Source organism: Enterobacter cloacae complex sp.6700776, from assembly GCF_048284255.1.
GTDB classification, from domain to species: Bacteria; Pseudomonadota; Gammaproteobacteria; order Enterobacterales; family Enterobacteriaceae; genus Enterobacter; species Enterobacter intestinihominis.
In genome coordinates this window covers 110,535-127,332 of the sequence record NZ_JBLVYK010000009.1, presented here as the reverse complement: position 1 = coordinate 127,332, position 16,798 = coordinate 110,535, and the positions used below count along the sequence as shown (strand labels likewise).

The window sequence follows — 16,798 nt, the reverse complement described above, 5'->3', positions numbered from 1 at the left end:
TTATCCGGCCTACGGATCGGTGCGGTGCCACCGGTTATTTCGGGAACTGATATGGGAACTATGATGGATTACGAAGAGTACTCTCCCAAAGAGCAACTACAGCTAACGGTCTGCCAGCGTCTGATCGCGGAAAAGAGCTATCTCTCCCAGGAAGAGATCCGCCGTGACTTACAGGAGCGTGGTTTTGAGACCATCAGCCAGTCCACCGTTTCACGTCTGCTCAAGTTGCTTGGTGTCATAAAAATTCGCAATGCCAAAGGGCTAAAGATTTATTCGCTGAATCCCCAGCTGCGCCCGGCCCCCGACGCGGCGCGTACGGTCTCTGAAATGGTGGTGAGCGTGGAGCACAACAGCGAATTTATCCTTATCCATACCGTCGCCGGATATGGCCGCGCGGTGGCGCGTATTCTGGATTATCACCAGTTACCTGAAATTTTAGGTGTAGTGGCCGGGAGCAGTATTGTCTGGGTCGCGCCCCGCGTAGTGAAGCGCACCGCGCTGGTGCATAAGCAAATTAATTATTTACTCAGAACGCATTAATATTCACAAAGAACCGTTTGCATTGAGTAAAGCGTGCATTAAATCGCTTGATCCCAAAAGCGAGCTGCGTATAATGCCCGACAATTTGCCGGGAGGAAGCATGGTCAAGCGTGTACGACATAACGTCTTACCGCGTCTGAAATCAGACGCTGGCCTGCCGTTTTTCTTCCCGTTGCTAAACCTATTCCCAGAGCCCCTCATTTGAGGGGCTTTTTTTTGCCCGGCGTCAGGAGATAAACATGAATCCGCTTTATCAAAAACACATCATTTCCATAAACGACCTCAGCCGCGAAGAGCTGGAACTGGTTCTGGAAACCGCGGCAAAACTGAAGGCCAATCCGCAACCGGAGCTGTTGAAGCACAAGGTGATTGCGAGCTGCTTCTTCGAAGCCTCGACCCGCACCCGCCTCTCCTTCGAAACCTCCATGCACCGTCTGGGCGCGAGCGTGGTGGGCTTCTCGGACAGCAGCAACACGTCGCTGGGCAAAAAAGGCGAGACCCTGGCGGATACCATTTCGGTTATCAGTACCTACGTTGACGCGATTGTGATGCGCCACCCGCAGGAGGGCGCGGCGCGTCTGGCGACCGAGTTTTCCGGCGGCATTCCGGTGCTGAACGCCGGTGACGGTGCTAACCAGCATCCGACGCAGACCCTGCTGGATCTGTTCACCATTCAGGAGACGCAGGGCACGCTTGAGAACCTGAACATCGCCATGGTCGGCGACCTGAAATATGGCCGCACCGTCCACTCCCTGACCCAGGCGCTGGCGAAATTTAACGGCAACCGCTTCTTCTTTATCGCGCCGGACGCGCTGGCGATGCCGCAGTACATTCTCGACATGCTGGACGAGAAAGGCATCGCGTGGAGCCTGCACGCCAGTATCGAAGAGGTGATGGGCAACGTGGATATTCTCTACATGACCCGCGTTCAGAAAGAGCGTCTGGATCCGTCCGAGTACGCCAACGTGAAGGCGCAGTTCGTGCTGCGCGCCAGCGACCTTGAAGGCGCGCGCGACAATATGAAGGTGCTGCACCCGCTGCCGCGCATCGATGAGATCACCACAGACGTGGACAAAACGCCGCACGCCTGGTACTTCCAGCAGGCTGGAAACGGCATCTTCGCTCGCCAGGCGTTACTGGCACTGGTTCTGAATCGCGAATTAGCTCTGTAAGGGGAGACGACCATGACACACGATAACAAACTCCAGGTTGAAGCCATCAAGCGTGGCACCGTGATTGACCACATCCCTGCGCAGGTGGGCTTTAAACTGCTGACGCTGTTCAAACTGACCGAAACCGACCAGCGCATCACCATCGGCCTGAACCTGCCGTCGGGCGAAATGGGCCGTAAAGACCTGATCAAAATCGAGAACACCTTCCTGACCGACGAGCAGGTTAACCAGCTGTCGCTGTACGCGCCGGACGCCACGGTTAACCGCATCGACGATTACGACGTGGTGGGCAAATCCCGCCCAAGCCTGCCGGATCGCATCGAAAGCGTGCTGGTCTGCCCGAACAGCAACTGCATCAGCCATGCTGAGCCGGTTTCCTCCAGTTTCGCAGTGAAAAAACGCGCCAATGACATCGCACTCAAATGCAAATACTGCGAAAAAGAGTTTTCTCATTATGTGGTGCTGGCCAACTAATTGAGGTTGGTAATGAAATCCCGGCTGTTATAATGGCCGGGAACATTCTTAACGCTGTAATTCTGGAGAAAAAATGAGCAAAGTACTCGCGACGGAAAATGCACCAGCGGCTATCGGCCCATACGTTCAGGGCGTTGATCTGGGCAGCATGATCATCACTTCTGGTCAGATCCCGGTGAACCCAAAAACCGGTGAAGTGCCAGCCGACGTAGCGGCGCAGGCGCGTCAGTCGCTGGAAAACGTGCAGGCGATCGTGGAATCTGCCGGTCTGAAAGTGGGCGATATCGTCAAAACCACCGTGTTCGTGAAAGATCTGAATGATTTCGCGACCGTTAACGCCACTTACGAAGCGTTCTTCACCGAGCACAACGCGACCTTCCCGGCTCGCTCTTGCGTGGAAGTGGCGCGTCTGCCAAAAGACGTGAAAATTGAAATTGAAGCGATTGCCGTACGTCGCTAATTCAATTCAATTAAGAAAGGGCAGCTTAGCTGTCCTTTTTATTTCGACTATTTTTACTCTCCATATAAAATGACAAATCGCACCGTCCATTATTAAGCTTCTCCACCCGGTAATATTCTCTAATAATGGATGAGTAATGAAACTTTCAAAAATTGCACTTGCCCTCGCGACAGTGACCGTTGCATCGTCGGCATTTGCTCACGGCTATATTGAATCACCAGCCAGCCGCGCCTATATGTGTAAGCTTGGCCAAAATATTGATTGCGGCGCTGTACAGTATGAACCGCAGAGCGTGGAAAAAACTTCCGGTTTCCCGACCGGCGCTATGCCGCCGGACGGCCAGCTCGCCAGTGCAGGTATTTCCCAGTATTCTCAGCTGGATAAGCAAAGCCTGAATGCCTGGACCAAAAACCCAATAACGGCAGGCCCGCATGAGTTCGTCTGGCATCATACTGCACCGCATAAAACCACTAACTGGCGCTATTACATCACCAAACAAAACTGGGATCCAAATAAGCCGCTGACTCGCGATCAATTTGAATTAACTCCATTCTGTACGATCAACGGAAATAGTCAGGCACCAGCCGTAACAAAATCTATGACTTGCAATGTTCCTGCGCGTACGGGGTACCAGGTTATTTACGGCGTGTGGGAAATTGCGGACACCTCAAATAGCTTTTATCAGGCCATTGACGTTGATTTCGGGAATGGTGGCAACGTTACCCCGGATGAAACGCCTGCGATTGTTTCCGAATGGAGCAAAACCCTGAGCGGCCAGATTGCCGGTAATAACCTGAACGTGGGCGATAAGGTTATCGCACGCTTCTTCGACGCCAACGGTGAAGTGACCGCCATGCGTACCGAAATGACCATCGGCTCTGCTGAACAAGGCGACGCTAACCAGTGGTCTTACGATCTGGCGCAGAAGATCAACACCGCTCAGAGCGATGTCCGCGTCGGTGTTAAAGATGAAGCCGGTGACATCAGCCCGGTTCACGGCGCCAACAGCGTATTCGTGAAAGAGGGCAGCACGCTGAAATCCGTTGCCATCTCCTATGAAGAGCAAAAAGCGCAGGTGAGCGAGACCATCGCCGTTTCCGATCTGCAATACAGCAAAATCGAACATGGCAACGCGACCGTCACCTTCCACGTCAACACGCAGGGTGACGTTAATTTTGAAGCACACGTGATGAACCACCACGGTGCGGAAAAAGGTTACCTGAAGCAGGACATGAACAACGTCAATCAGGACGTGACCATGACGCTGACTGACGTGACGGCGGGACACCATATGCTGAAATACTACGCGACCAATAAAGACGGCACGATGTTCGCCCAGGACGTGCTGAACCTGATGCTGGAAAGCGATGCGGCTGCGGACAGCACCGGCCACCACGACTTTACCTTCCCGGACAATATCGCCTCGTACAAAGCAGGCACCGTGGTACTACAGCCAAAAGACGGTAAGACCTACGAATGTAAGCCTTTCCCGTACAGCGGCTACTGCGTGCAGTACAGCCCAACCGCAAACCAGTTTGAGCCTGGCGTTGGCGCGCACTGGAAAGAGGCGTGGGTGTTGAAGAACTGAGTGGAAAAACCTTACCCCTCACCCTAACCCTCTCCCCAAAGGGGAGAGGGTTCTTTACTACTGATTCCGCGTCGCTCTGAGCAGCGTTTCCAGCGGGTACACCGCCGCAATCACCACTTCGTCCTGGATTTTCGCCGCGTTATCCAGTTCGCTCTGGATCGACGCGATCTCTTTATCATCCAGCGTTCCCTGACGTGCCACCAGATCCGTCAGCCGCAGGCCAATCGAGGCCAGCTTGTCCACCTCCTGAATCACCGGTTTGATGGCCTTCAACTGATAGCTGTTTTCGCTCAAGGCCAGCACGTCGCTGGTGTTGTTCTGCCAGCGGTTAAAGACGTGGCGCAGCGCGTCGGCGCTCTCCGTGTCTTCCGCATCGCTCACCAGACGATCAGCCCATTTATTCATCTGACGTACGGTCGCACTTTCCGCGTTTAGCGCGTCAGCGAGCCGGTTGAGCGGCTCAAACTGATGATAGTTTCCAGCCTGGAACTTAAGATGCTGACGAGTGTAATACTGCGCCGGTTCAAGCGCCTGGGCGAGGATTTGCAGCGGCAAGGTATCCGCATTATTAGCGAGGCGCGTGAACTGTATCTGCTGCTGGGTATGCTGCTGTAGCCCAACCGATAACGTGGACCAGCTGTCCATCGCCTGTAGCCGGGTATACATGTTGTCGATGTCGTTGACGTCCTTCGCCGACCAAAGCCGCTCCGCCACCGTAAAGGCGCGCGGCCACAGACGGATATCCAGCACTGGCGCGACCACGTTTTCCGCCCACAGCGCGGCTTCACCGCCGAGCAGATTGGCCTCGTTCGCCGGGTCCGGCACCACCGGCGGAACGCCTTTCGGCACCTCGTCCAGACGCGTGCCGCTAATCGGGTAGCGGGCGTTACCCACCAGGAAATAGCCGCTGAGCTTATCGTTCTCAACAGAAACGACCGGACGCGTTTCACCCATCCAGGTATCAACGGTAAACGTTACCTGATTGTCGTCCCGCCACTGAATGTTATCCACCGCCCGACGCGATTTCCCGGCAAAATCAATGAATCCGCGCCAGCCAGCATCGCCTTTCACCAGCGTAAAGCTGCCTTCCACCGGCTTGCCTTTCAGACGCGGCATCGAGAAAGCCCAGCTCTGGACGCTGTCGGTGTCTGCTATCACATCCACGCCGTTCAACCCCTGCGGCACAATTTCATTGCGGTAGTGGTAGGCGGTGGATTGCGGCTGATCGAGGTAGAAACCGGTAGAAAGAATGCCCTTATAGCCGTTCTGCGCCACCTGCCCCAGCGCGTCCTGTCCCTGCCAGGACTGGATCAGAATGCTTTTCGGCAGATCGGGATGGTAGATCTCATCCCAGCCAACCATCTGCCGGTGGTGCTTCTCAAGGATCGTCTCCAGCTTGCGGTTGAAATACGCCTGCAACGCATGGCTGTCCGCCAGTTTGTTGTCGCGCATGAATCTCTGGATCGCAGCGTTCGCTTTCCACTGGCTGTCGTCAACCTCATCGCCGCCAATATGCAGATACGGATCCGGGAAGATCGCCGCCAGTTCGCTGACCATCGCGTCGGCAAAGGTATAGGTCGCCTCTTTGGTGGGATCCAGCACTGGCTTAAGCACGCCCCAGTGGCGCTCCATGGCGTACGGCCCCGGCGCGCTCATCAGCTCCGGGTAGGCGACGGCAATCGCCGAGGCGTGGCCCGGCATATCAATTTCCGGCACCACGCGTATGCCGCGCTCGGCAGCGTAACGCACAATCTCGCGCATCTGCTCCGGGGTGTAGAACAGCCCATCGCTGGCAAGCTGGGTTAATTTTGGATAACGCTTCGAGGTAAAGCGCCAGCCCTGATCGTCCGTCAAATGCCAGTGCAGGACGTTGAGCTTAGCCGCGGCCATGCCGTCGATCTGGCGTTTGATATCGGGTAACGGGATGAAATGGCGCGCTGAATCGAGCAGCAGCCCGCGCCACGGGAAGCGCGGCGAATCTTCAATGGTAACCCACGGAATCGAGGTGTTTTCGGCGCCATTCTGCATCAGCTGGAGCAAGGTTTCCATGGCGCGCAGCGCGCCGAAGCGGGTGTTGGCGGAGATATTTACGCCGTTGGCGTCCACCGTGAGTTTATAGCTCTCATCGCTGTCCGGCAGCGGCTGCGGCTTCACTTTTTTAGCGATGGAAATACGGATGGTTGGCTTGTCAGGTTTTTCGGCCTGCGGCTGTAGCGTCCAGCCAGTTTGCAGGGCGATGCGCTGGCGCAGGCGGTTGACCGCATCCCCCAGATCGTCGCCGCTGACGCTCACGGTGAGTTGATTGTTAAGCACCAGCGCACCCTGCGTGGTCGGGCGTTCAACCTTCGCAGGCCAGGGCATTAAGGGAAGGTCGCCTGCCGGGGCGGCAAAGGCGGAGGCGCCGAGCATGAGCCCGGCGGTTAAGAGGCTGTACCGTAACATGAATGTTCCTTATCTGACGGGCCAAATAAAGGCAAAACATTCTGTTAACATGCGCTCAAATTGTCGTCAAGCGAATGCGCCGACGGAGATCACAGGTTGTTGAATTTGGGAGGAAAGCCAGCTGCCGGGTGGCGGCTTCGCCTTACCCGGCCTACGTTCGGATCGTAGGCCCGGTAAGCGCAGCGCCACCGGGCTTGCCGTTACTGCCATCCATACCGACGGCTATAGAATCCTTTGACCATCTGCGTCAGCACCATGTAACCCGCGAGGATCGCCACCAGCCACGGGAAGTAGCTCAGCGGCAGCGCCTGAAGTTGCAGGTAACTTGCAAGCGGCGAGAACGGCAGCGCGATCCCGAGCGCCATCACAATGCCCGTCATCACGATCAGCGGCCATGCGGCACGGCTCTGGATAAACGGAATGCGGCGGGTGCGGATCATATGCACAATCAGGGTCTGGGACAGCAGCCCCACCACGAACCAGCCGGACTGGAACAGCGTCTGGTGTTCCGGGGTGTTGGCGTGGAACACAAACCACATCAGGCAGAAGGTCAGAATGTCAAAGATGGAGCTGATCGGCCCAAAGAACAGCATAAAGCGCCCCAGATCGGCGGGGTTCCAGCGCTGCGGCTTCTGGATCTGCTCGTCGTCCACGTTATCAAACGGGATGGCGACCTGAGAGACATCGTACATCAGGTTCTGAATCAGCAGGTGCAGCGGCAGCATCGGCAGGAACGGCAGGAAGGCGCTCGCCACCAGCACGCTGAAGACGTTACCGAAGTTGGAGCTGGCGGTCATTTTGATGTATTTGAGCATATTGGCGAAGGTGCGACGCCCTTCGATGACGCCCTCCTCCAGCACCATCAGGCTCTTTTCCAGCAGAATGATATCTGCCGCCTCGCGGGCGATATCCACCGCGCCGTCCACGGAGATACCGATATCCGCCGCACGCAGGGCTGGCGCATCGTTGATGCCGTCGCCCATAAAGCCCACCACGTGCCCTTCACGACGCAGCAGAGTGACGATGCGTTCTTTATGCATCGGCGTCAGGCGGGCAAACAGCGTGGTGCGCAGGGCAAGCTCGGCCAGCTCATCGTCGGACAGGTGCTCAATGTCGCTCCCCACCACGACGTCGCCCGCGTCCAGGCCCACTTCGTGGCACACTTTGGCCGCCACCAGCTCGCTGTCGCCGGTCAGGATTTTGACGGTGATCCCGCTCGCTTTCAGTGCTTTCAGCGCCGGCGCGGTGGTCTCTTTCGGCGGATCGAGGAATGCGATGTAACCCTCGAGGATCAAATCGGATTCATCGATACGCTGGTAGTCCCCTTCCCGCGCGGGCAGGAACTTGCTTGCTACCGCCACCACGCGCAGCCCCTGACGGTTCAGGTTATCGGTGACGCGTTTGATGCGGCGCAGCATGGTCTCATCCAGCGGCACGATCTCGCCGTTATGACGCACCTGCGTGGAAACATTCAGGATCTCCTGCAATGCCCCTTTGCAGATCAGCTGATGTACGTCCGGCTGCTCGCTGACCACCACCGACATGCGGCGCCGTTCAAAGTCGAACGGAATTTCGTCCACCTTCTGCCAGCGGCCGGAGAGCATGCGGGCAGACTCTTCATCCACACCTTCCAGCACCGCCACGTCGAGCAGGTTTTTCAGCCCTGTCTGGTAGTGACTGTTCAGCCACGCGCTGTACAGCACCCGTTCGCTGGTCTTTCCGGCGATATCGGTGTGGTTCTCCAGCACGATTTTGTCCTGGGTCAGGGTGCCGGTTTTATCGGTGCAAAGAATGTCCATCGCGCCAAAGTTCTGGATGGCGTCGAGGTGTTTGACGATCACCTTTTGTTTAGAGAGTTTGACCGCCCCGCGCGCCAGCGTGGAGGTGACAATCATCGGCAGCATTTCCGGCGTTAAGCCGACAGCCACGGAGAGGGCGAACAGCGCCGCTTCCCACCAGTCACCTTTGGTGTAGCCGTTGATCAGCAGGACAATCGGCGTCATGACCATCATAAAACGGATCAGCAGCATGCTGACGCGGCCAATGCCTTTCTGGAATGCGTTCGGCTCGCTCTCCTGCTCGCTGACGCGTCCGGCAAGCTGTCCAAACCAGGTGTTGCCGCCGGTAGCGGTGACAATGGCCTGCGCCGTGCCGCTGACCACCGTGGTGCCCATAAAGCACAGGGTGTCGCATTCCAGCGGGTTCATCTGCTGCGGATCGCGGGTCCGCGCCACTTTCTCTACGGGCAGGGATTCACCGGTGAGGGACGCCTGCGCGACGAACAGATCCCGCGCCTGGATGATGCGTAAATCCGCCGGGATCATGTCCCCCGCCGCCAGCTTCACCAGATCGCCCGGCACCAGCTGGTCAATGGGCAGTTCAATCCAGGCGTTTTCGCCGAGGTCGTTAATCACACGCGACACGGTGGCAGTATTGCTGACCATCGCTTTCAGCGCATCCGCCGCTTTGGTGGAGCGCGCTTCCTGAATAAAGTTAAGCAGCGTGGAGATCCCCACCATCAGGGCAATTACGCCTGCGGCAAACAGATCTTCAGTGGCGTAAGAGATAATCCCGAGCACCGTCAGCAGCAGGTTGAACGGATTGCGGTAGCAGAGCCACAGGTGGACCCACCAGGGAGAGGGTTTTTGCGCCGGGATCTGGTTATCGCCATGTTCCTCGCGGATTTTTGACACTTCTTGCGCGTTCAGCCCTTCCGGGTGGCCGCCAAAGGCGCGCCAGACTTCGTTTTCATCCATCGCCGCCACGTTCAGGCAGCGCTCGGTCAGGGAAGCGGGGATTTCCGCGCCCGCCAGGGTGTTGGCATTTGGCAGCGGATCGCGCGCAATCAGGCGATGTGGCAGGTGGCGGCTCAGCTGCGCGAACAGCTGCCGGGTGATATTTTTCAGCATAGTCATTCCCCCGCATCCGCAAAGGCGGACGCAGTTTTCCCGCAGGCGTGGCAGAGCCGTACCTGTCAGGCACTTAATTTATCAAGCAGGAACGTATGAACGTTGCTGCCTCACGCCGGTGAGACAGCAAAAGGCTGGCTTACCGGAAAGAAGGTTTTCTCCTGGTCAGGAGAGGTGTGGGATCGGGATCCATGTGGCCTCCGGTAAGTTAAAAATGGGATGTCGTCGCGCAGTATAAGGATTTAACCATACCTTTTGTGACTATTCGGGCGGTATGATACCCCCTCGTAAATAAACCGCACGTAAACCAGACTTTGCCCATAGCGAATTCGCAGGATAGCATTAGGCTCAACTGATTATTTTATCGTTGTTACAGGGAATACAGCATGCAGAACCGCCTTACGATTAAAGACATCGCGCGTTTAAGCGGCGTGGGGAAATCGACCGTCTCACGCGTGCTTAACAACGAAAGCGGTGTCAGCGAGCGCACACGCGAGCGCGTCGAGGCGGTGATGAATCAGCACGGTTTTTCCCCTTCCCGCTCCGCGCGCGCCATGCGCGGGCAGAGCGATAAAGTGGTCGCCATTATTGTCTCGCGTCTGGATTCCCTCTCCGAAAACCTCGCCGTACAGACGATGCTGCCCGCGTTCTACGAGCAGGGCTACGATCCGATCATGATGGAGAGTAAGTTTTCCGCGCAAATGGTGGAGGAGCATCTCGGTATGCTTCAGCGCCGCAACATTGATGGCGTAGTGCTGTTCGGGTTTACCGGCCTTAAAGAGGACATGCTTAAACCCTGGCAGCCGTCTCTGGTGCTGCTGGCGCGCGACGCCAGCGGGTTTGCCTCTGTCTGTTACGATGACGAAGGGGCAATCGTGATCCTGATGCAGCGCCTGTATGAACAGGGCCATCGGCATATCAGCTATCTCGGCGTGCCGCATGCCGACATCACCACCGGCAAGCGTCGCCATGAAGCGTACCTGGCGTTTTGTAAAAAAAACAATCTCCCCGCCGTGGCCGCGCTGCCTGGACTGGGTATGAAACAGGGATATGAGCAGGTCGCCAGCGTGCTGACTGCACAAACCACCGCCCTGGTGTGCGCCACGGATACCCTTGCATTGGGTGCGAGCAAATATTTGCAGGAACAACGCATCGGGGAGTTGCAGTTAGCGAGCGTGGGAAGCACGCCGCTGATGAAGTTCTTACACCCGGAGATTATCAGCGTTGACCCGGGTTATGCCGAGTCTGGCCGGCAGGCTGCCGCGCAGCTGATCGAGCAAATTACCGGGCGTACCGAGCCCCGTCAGATCGTTATTCCAGCCCGCCTCTCATAATTTTTTTGAATGGATTATTGTGATCTTCGCCCGATTTCGGGAACGTTCCCATTTTCGCCGTCACGTTGAAGGAGTAGGCTTGCGCACAGGTCATAACCCCTTTCACCATCTGTCATGAGGTTTCATGATGAGTAAAGTCAAACAAGCCGATATAGATCAGCTGATCGTCCTGGTCGGCGGACGCGAGAACATCGCCACCGTCAGCCATTGCATTACCCGCCTGCGCTTCGTGCTGAACGATCCGGCCAAAGCCAATCCGAAAGCCATTGAAGAGTTGAAAATGGTTAAAGGCTGCTTCACCAACGCCGGGCAGTTCCAGGTGGTGATTGGTACCGAAGTGGGCGATTACTATCAGGCTCTGCTGGCGACTACCGGGCACTCTTCCGCCGATAAAGAGCAGGCGAAGAAGGCAGCGCGCCAGAATATGAAATGGCATGAGCAGCTGATTTCCCATTTTGCGGAGATCTTCTTCCCACTGCTGCCGGCGCTGATCAGCGGGGGCTTAATTCTGGGCTTCCGTAACGTCATCGGCGATGTGCCAATGAGCGACGGCAAAACCCTGGCGCAGATGTACCCGGCGCTGCAAAGCATCTATGACTTCCTGTGGCTGATTGGCGAAGCCATCTTCTTCTATCTGCCGGTCGGGATCTGCTGGTCAGCGGTGCGCAAGATGGGCGGAACGCCCATTCTCGGAATCGTACTCGGCGTGACGCTGGTCTCTCCGCAGTTAATGAACGCTTACTTACTTGGTCAGCAAACGCCAGAGGTGTGGAACTTCGGCCTGTTTACCATCGCCAAAGTGGGCTACCAGGCGCAGGTTATCCCGGCATTGCTGGCGGGTCTGGCGCTGGGCTTTATTGAGACGCGTCTGAAGCGCATCGTGCCGGACTATCTCTATCTGGTGGTGGTCCCGGTCTGCTCGCTGATCCTGGCGGTGTTCCTGGCGCATGCCTTTATCGGTCCGTTTGGCCGCATGATTGGCGACGGCGTGGCCTTCGCGGTCCGTCACCTGATGACCGGCAGCTTCGCACCGATTGGCGCCGCACTGTTCGGCTTCCTGTACGCTCCGCTGGTGATCACCGGCGTGCACCAGACCACGCTGGCGATCGATATGCAGATGATCCAGAGCCTCGGCGGCACGCCGGTCTGGCCGATTATCGCCCTGTCTAACATTGCGCAGGCCTCCGCTGTAACCGGCATTATCATCGTCAGCCGTAAGCACAACGAGCGTGAGATCTCCGTTCCGGCTGCTATCTCCGCCTACCTCGGCGTCACTGAACCGGCGATGTACGGTATCAACCTGAAATATCGCTTCCCGATGCTCTGCGCGATGATCGGCTCCGGTCTGGCGGGCTTGCTGTGCGGCCTGAACGGCGTAATGGCAAACGGGATTGGCGTCGGCGGCCTGCCGGGTATCCTCTCCATTCAGCCTTCATTCTGGCAGGTATTTGCGCTGGCGATGGCGGTGGCGATTATCATCCCAATGGCGCTGACTACCGTGGTTTACCAGCGTAAGTTCCGTCAGGGCACGTTGCAGATTGTTTAATTCCCTTTTTCGGGGCGCAGTTGCGCCCCTTCGCATTTGCAGGAACGTACTATGAATACCCTTCCTCACTGGTGGCAGAACGGCGTTATCTATCAGATTTACCCAAAGAGTTTTCAGGATACCACCGGCAGCGGCACTGGCGATCTGCGCGGCGTAACGCAGCGCCTTGACTACCTGAAAACCCTTGGCATTGACGCCATCTGGCTGACGCCGTTTTATATCTCGCCGCAGGTGGATAACGGTTACGACGTGGCGAACTACACTGCCATCGACCCGACCTACGGCACGCTGGACGACTTTGACGAGCTGGTTGCCCGGGCGCATGAACGTGGCATCCGCATTGTGCTGGATATGGTCTTTAACCACACGTCCACGCAGCACGCCTGGTTCCGTGAGTCGCTGGATAAAGCGAGTCCGTACCGTGAGTTCTATATCTGGCGCGACGGTACGCCGGACGCGCTTCCCAACAACTGGCGCTCCAAGTTTGGCGGCAACGCCTGGCGCTGGCATGCCGAAAGCGAGCAGTATTATCTGCATCTGTTCGCGCCGGAGCAGGCGGATCTCAACTGGGAAAACCCGGCGGTGCGCGCCGAGCTGAAAAAAGTGTGCGAGTTCTGGGCCGATCGCGGCGTGGACGGCTTGCGTCTGGACGTCATTAACCTGATTTCAAAAGATCAGGATTTCCCGGACGACACCATCGGGGATGGCCGACGTTTCTACACTGACGGGCCGCGCATCCACGAATATCTCCAGGAGATGAGCCGGGATGTCTTTACGCCGCGCAACCTGATGACGGTGGGCGAGATGTCCTCCACCTCGCTGGAGAACTGTCAGCAGTATGCGTCGCTCGACGGGCGCGAGCTGTCCATGACCTTTAACTTCCATCATCTGAAGGTCGACTACCCCGGCGGCGAAAAGTGGACGCTTGCGAAGCCGGATTTTGTGGCGCTGAAAACCCTTTTCCGCCACTGGCAGCAGGGGATGCACAACAAAGCCTGGAACGCGCTGTTCTGGTGTAACCATGACCAGCCGCGCATCGTGTCGCGCTTTGGTGACGAAGGGGAACACCGCGTGGCGGCGGCGAAAATGCTCGGCATGGTGCTGCACGGGATGCAGGGCACGCCGTATATCTACCAGGGTGAAGAGCTGGGTATGACCAACCCGCATTTCAGCCGTATCACCGACTACCGCGACGTGGAAAGTCTGAACATGTTCGCCGAACAGCGGGCTAACGGACGCGATACCGATGAACTACTGTCGATTCTGGCGAGTAAGTCACGCGATAATGGCCGCACGCCGATGCAGTGGGACGCCTCGCATAATGCGGGCTTTACCGAGGCCGAGCCGTGGATTGGTGTCTGCGACAACTACGAAACCGTGAATGTCCGCGCGGCGCTGGACGACCCCGATTCGGTGTTCTACACCTATCAGTCGCTGATTCGCCTGCGCAAAACCCTGCCGGTACTGACGTGGGGGGATTATGAGGATCTCCTGCCTGACCACCCTTCCCTGTGGTGCTATCGCCGCCAGTGGCAGGGGCAAACGCTGATGGTGGTGGCGAACCTGAGCCATTTGCCTCAGGAATGGCAAGCGGACGCTCTCAGCGGCGAGTCTCAGATGGTGATAAGCAACTACCCCGCCCCTCAAACCTCAATGCTTCGTCCGTTTGAAGCCGTGTGGTGGCTAAAGCAGTAATTCCTCCGCCGGGCACGATGCCGTGTCCGGCTTACTTTGCTGTTTTTGTTGAATAATTAATCAGATTTTTCCTTCGCGTCTTTACAATTGCCTCAGCGCCCGCCGTTTGTACTCTCGTCTTTTTACTTTGTCCTGCATCAAAAAAATCGCAAACATGTTTGATGCAAATCACTATATGTAGCACTTAAAATGCACTCCGACCCAACATCTTGTATTTATCGTCTACTATTCCAACAACAAGACGGCGCGAACGCTGGCCGGAATTGTGGATAACACGAGCTGGGCACGCGGGAAGTCTTTGCCTCGGCGAGGAATACGCCCGGTGAATACTTCTCCACCTCTGTGGATAACCTGTTTTTAAAATGGAGTGATCATGACACCGCATGTGATGAAACGTGATGGCTGTAAAGTGCCGTTTAAATCAGAGCGCATCAAAGAAGCCATTCTGCGTGCAGCTAAAGCAGCGGGAGTCGATGACGCAGATTACTGCGCCACCGTCGCAGAAGTCGTTAGCAGCCAGATGCACGAACGCAGCCAGGTGGATATCAACGAGATCCAGACCGCGGTTGAAAACCAGCTGATGTCTGGTCCGTACAAGCAGCTGGCGCGCGCCTACATTGAGTATCGTCACGACCGTGACGTCCAGCGTGAGAAACGCGGTCGCCTGAACCAGGAGATCCGCGGCCTGGTAGAGCAAACCAACTCGTCGCTGCTCAATGAAAATGCCAATAAAGACAGCAAAGTGATCCCGACCCAGCGCGACCTGCTGGCTGGTATCGTCGCTAAGCACTATGCCCGCCAGCACCTGCTGCCGCGCGATGTAGTCTCGGCGCACGAGCGCGGTGAGATCCACTACCACGATCTCGACTACTCGCCGTTCTTCCCGATGTTTAACTGCATGCTGATCGACCTGAAAGGCATGCTGACCCAGGGTTTTAAAATGGGTAACGCCGAGATTGAGCCGCCGAAATCCATCTCCACCGCGACGGCGGTCACGGCGCAGATCATCGCCCAGGTGGCGAGCCACATCTATGGCGGCACCACCATTAACCGCATCGATGAAGTGCTGGCCCCGTTCGTGACCGAAAGCTTCAACAAACACCGTAAAACGGCGGAAGAGTGGCAGATCCCGGACGCCGACGGTTATGCCCGTTCCCGCACCGAGAAAGAGTGCTACGACGCGTTCCAGTCGCTGGAATATGAAGTAAACACGCTGCACACCGCCAACGGCCAGACGCCGTTTGTGACCTTCGGGTTTGGCCTCGGAACCAGCTGGGAATCACGCCTGATCCAGCAGTCTATTCTGCGTAACCGTATCTCCGGCCTCGGTAAAAACCGTAAAACGGCGGTGTTCCCGAAACTGGTGTTCGCCATTCGCGACGGCCTGAACCACAAGTTTGGCGATCCGAACTACGACATCAAACAGCTGGCGCTGGAGTGCGCGAGCAAGCGTATGTACCCGGACATTCTGAACTACGACCAGGTGGTAAAAGTCACCGGTTCGTTTAAAACGCCAATGGGCTGTCGCAGCTTCCTCGGCGTGTACGAGGATGAGAACGGCGAGCAGATCCACGACGGGCGCAACAACCTGGGCGTCATCAGCCTGAACCTGCCGCGCATCGCGCTGGAAGCCAAAGGTAATGAAGCGGCCTTCTGGGCGCTGCTGGATGAACGTTTACAGCTGGCACGTAAGGCGCTGATGACCCGCATCGCCCGCCTTGAAGGGGTGAAAGCCCGCGTCGCGCCAATTCTCTATATGGAAGGGGCCTGCGGCGTGCGCCTGAAGGCGGATGATGATGTGTCGGAGATCTTCAAAAACGGTCGCGCGTCGATCTCTCTCGGCTATATCGGCATTCACGAAACCATTAACGCGCTGTTTGGCGACAAGCACATCTATGACAACGACGCCCTGCGTGAGAAAGGTATCGCGATTGTGCAGCGCCTGCGCGATGCGGTAGACCAGTGGAAAGAGGAAACCGGCTACGGATTCAGCCTGTACAGCACGCCGAGCGAAAACCTCTGCGATCGCTTCTGCCGTCTGGATACCGCCGAGTTCGGCATCGTGGAAGGGGTGACCGACAAAGGTTACTACACCAACAGCTTCCACCTCGATGTGGAGAAGAAGGTGAACCCGTACGACAAGATCGACTTCGAAGCGGCCTATCCGCCCATCGCGAACGGCGGTTTTATCTGCTACGGCGAGTACCCGAACATTCAGCACAACCTGAAGGCGCTGGAAGACGTGTGGGATTACAGCTATCAGCACGTGCCGTACTACGGAACCAACACGCCAATCGACGAGTGCTACGAGTGCGGCTTTACCGGTGAGTTCGAGTGTACCAGCAAAGGCTTTACCTGCCCGAAATGCGGTAACCACGATGCAGCCCGCGTCTCCGTGACCCGCCGCGTGTGCGGCTACCTCGGCAGCCCGGACGCCCGTCCGTTTAACGCCGGTAAGCAGGAAGAGGTGAAGCGCAGGGTGAAACATCTGGGAAATGGGCAGATCGGGTAATCCACTGCCACGTTAATGCCCGGTGGCGCTGCGCTTACCGGGCCTACGGACCGCTCTCTTTTGTAGGCCGGGTAAGCGCCTGTCTCTTATACACATCTGACGCTGCCGACGACATCGCTCCAGTGT

At 57.0% G+C, this 16,798-nt stretch carries 12 protein-coding genes and 1 pseudogene; 10 read left to right on the top strand and 3 right to left on the bottom strand.

The annotated features are described in order from the left end of the window. Positions 1-60: 60 nt before the first annotated feature. A complete protein-coding gene (locus ACNQ0T_RS15010) occupies positions 61-540 on the top strand; it encodes an arginine repressor (protein ID WP_003863366.1) in 480 nt (159 codons plus the stop codon). 3 nt (positions 541-543) lie between these two features. On the opposite strand, the pseudogene ACNQ0T_RS15005 reads toward ACNQ0T_RS15010, so the two are convergent. Continuing rightward, positions 544-661, bottom strand: a pseudogene (locus ACNQ0T_RS15005) (hypothetical protein). Between ACNQ0T_RS15005 and ACNQ0T_RS15000 the strand changes: the two are divergent. The 5 genes from ACNQ0T_RS15000 (at position 641) to gbpA (ending at position 4,234) form a co-directional block, all read left to right on the top strand. Further along, positions 641-745 (top strand): pyrBI operon leader peptide, encoded by a 105-nt coding sequence (locus tag ACNQ0T_RS15000; RefSeq protein WP_022646880.1) that lies wholly within the window; start codon positions 641-643, stop codon positions 743-745. The pseudogene ACNQ0T_RS15005 and the gene ACNQ0T_RS15000 overlap by 21 nt on opposite strands. 34 nt (positions 746-779) lie before the next feature. Continuing rightward, positions 780-1,712 (top strand): aspartate carbamoyltransferase, encoded by a 933-nt coding sequence (gene pyrB / locus ACNQ0T_RS14995; RefSeq protein ID WP_003863368.1) that lies wholly within the window; start codon positions 780-782, stop codon positions 1,710-1,712. Positions 1,713-1,724: 12 nt separating this feature from the next. Next, positions 1,725-2,186: an aspartate carbamoyltransferase regulatory subunit gene (pyrI, locus tag ACNQ0T_RS14990; RefSeq protein WP_003863370.1), complete on the top strand. Its 462-nt coding sequence runs from the start codon at positions 1,725-1,727 to the stop codon at positions 2,184-2,186. Between the two features lie 73 nt (positions 2,187-2,259). Further along, positions 2,260-2,646 (top strand): 2-iminobutanoate/2-iminopropanoate deaminase, encoded by a 387-nt coding sequence (ridA, locus tag ACNQ0T_RS14985; RefSeq protein ID WP_003863373.1) that lies wholly within the window; start codon positions 2,260-2,262, stop codon positions 2,644-2,646. A gap of 136 nt (positions 2,647-2,782) precedes the next feature. Beyond that, entirely contained in the window at positions 2,783-4,234 is a 1,452-nt protein-coding gene (gbpA, locus tag ACNQ0T_RS14980) for an N-acetylglucosamine-binding protein GbpA (protein WP_032625241.1), read from the top strand. A gap of 57 nt (positions 4,235-4,291) precedes the next feature. Here the strand turns inward: gbpA and ACNQ0T_RS14975 are convergent, their stop codons facing one another. Together ACNQ0T_RS14975 and mgtA are read right to left on the bottom strand one after the other, a co-directional pair. Further along, on the bottom strand, positions 4,292-6,676 hold the full coding sequence (locus ACNQ0T_RS14975; protein WP_063849842.1) for a beta-N-acetylhexosaminidase: 2,385 nt from the start codon (positions 6,674-6,676) through the stop codon (positions 4,292-4,294). A gap of 200 nt (positions 6,677-6,876) precedes the next feature. Further along, positions 6,877-9,585, bottom strand: coding sequence for a magnesium-translocating P-type ATPase (mgtA, locus tag ACNQ0T_RS14970; RefSeq protein WP_022646877.1), 2,709 nt, complete (start codon positions 9,583-9,585; stop codon positions 6,877-6,879). Between the two features lie 386 nt (positions 9,586-9,971). Between mgtA and treR the strand changes: the two genes are divergently transcribed. The 4 genes from treR (at position 9,972) to nrdD (ending at position 16,672) form a co-directional block, all read left to right on the top strand. Beyond that, positions 9,972-10,919, top strand: coding sequence for a trehalose operon repressor TreR (treR, locus tag ACNQ0T_RS14965; protein WP_022646876.1), 948 nt, complete (start codon positions 9,972-9,974; stop codon positions 10,917-10,919). Between the two features lie 127 nt (positions 10,920-11,046). Continuing rightward, a complete protein-coding gene (treB, locus tag ACNQ0T_RS14960; protein WP_022646875.1) occupies positions 11,047-12,465 on the top strand; it encodes a PTS trehalose transporter subunit IIBC in 1,419 nt (472 codons plus the stop codon). 51 nt (positions 12,466-12,516) lie between these two features. Then, positions 12,517-14,160 (top strand): alpha,alpha-phosphotrehalase, encoded by a 1,644-nt coding sequence (gene treC / locus ACNQ0T_RS14955; RefSeq protein WP_417930202.1) that lies wholly within the window; start codon positions 12,517-12,519, stop codon positions 14,158-14,160. Positions 14,161-14,533: 373 nt separating this feature from the next. Continuing rightward, on the top strand, positions 14,534-16,672 hold the full coding sequence (gene nrdD / locus ACNQ0T_RS14950) for an anaerobic ribonucleoside-triphosphate reductase (protein WP_022646868.1): 2,139 nt from the start codon (positions 14,534-14,536) through the stop codon (positions 16,670-16,672). Positions 16,673-16,798 lie beyond the last annotated feature (126 nt).

Excerpts from the sequence above, each read along its gene's own strand:
- ACNQ0T_RS15010 (WP_003863366.1), top strand. The coding sequence starts at position 61 with ATGATGGATTACGAAGAGTACTCTCCCAAAGAGCAACTACAGCTAACG.
- ACNQ0T_RS15000 (WP_022646880.1), top strand. The coding sequence starts at position 641 with ATGGTCAAGCGTGTACGACATAACGTCTTACCGCGTCTGAAATCAGAC.
- pyrB (WP_003863368.1), top strand. The coding sequence starts at position 780 with ATGAATCCGCTTTATCAAAAACACATCATTTCCATAAACGACCTCAGC.
- pyrI (WP_003863370.1), top strand. The coding sequence starts at position 1,725 with ATGACACACGATAACAAACTCCAGGTTGAAGCCATCAAGCGTGGCACC.
- ridA (WP_003863373.1), top strand. The coding sequence starts at position 2,260 with ATGAGCAAAGTACTCGCGACGGAAAATGCACCAGCGGCTATCGGCCCA.
- gbpA (WP_032625241.1), top strand. The coding sequence starts at position 2,783 with ATGAAACTTTCAAAAATTGCACTTGCCCTCGCGACAGTGACCGTTGCA.
- ACNQ0T_RS14975 (WP_063849842.1), bottom strand. The coding sequence starts at position 6,676 with ATGTTACGGTACAGCCTCTTAACCGCCGGGCTCATGCTCGGCGCCTCC.
- mgtA (WP_022646877.1), bottom strand. The coding sequence starts at position 9,585 with ATGCTGAAAAATATCACCCGGCAGCTGTTCGCGCAGCTGAGCCGCCAC.
- treR (WP_022646876.1), top strand. The coding sequence starts at position 9,972 with ATGCAGAACCGCCTTACGATTAAAGACATCGCGCGTTTAAGCGGCGTG.
- treB (WP_022646875.1), top strand. The coding sequence starts at position 11,047 with ATGAGTAAAGTCAAACAAGCCGATATAGATCAGCTGATCGTCCTGGTC.
- treC (WP_417930202.1), top strand. The coding sequence starts at position 12,517 with ATGAATACCCTTCCTCACTGGTGGCAGAACGGCGTTATCTATCAGATT.
- nrdD (WP_022646868.1), top strand. The coding sequence starts at position 14,534 with ATGACACCGCATGTGATGAAACGTGATGGCTGTAAAGTGCCGTTTAAA.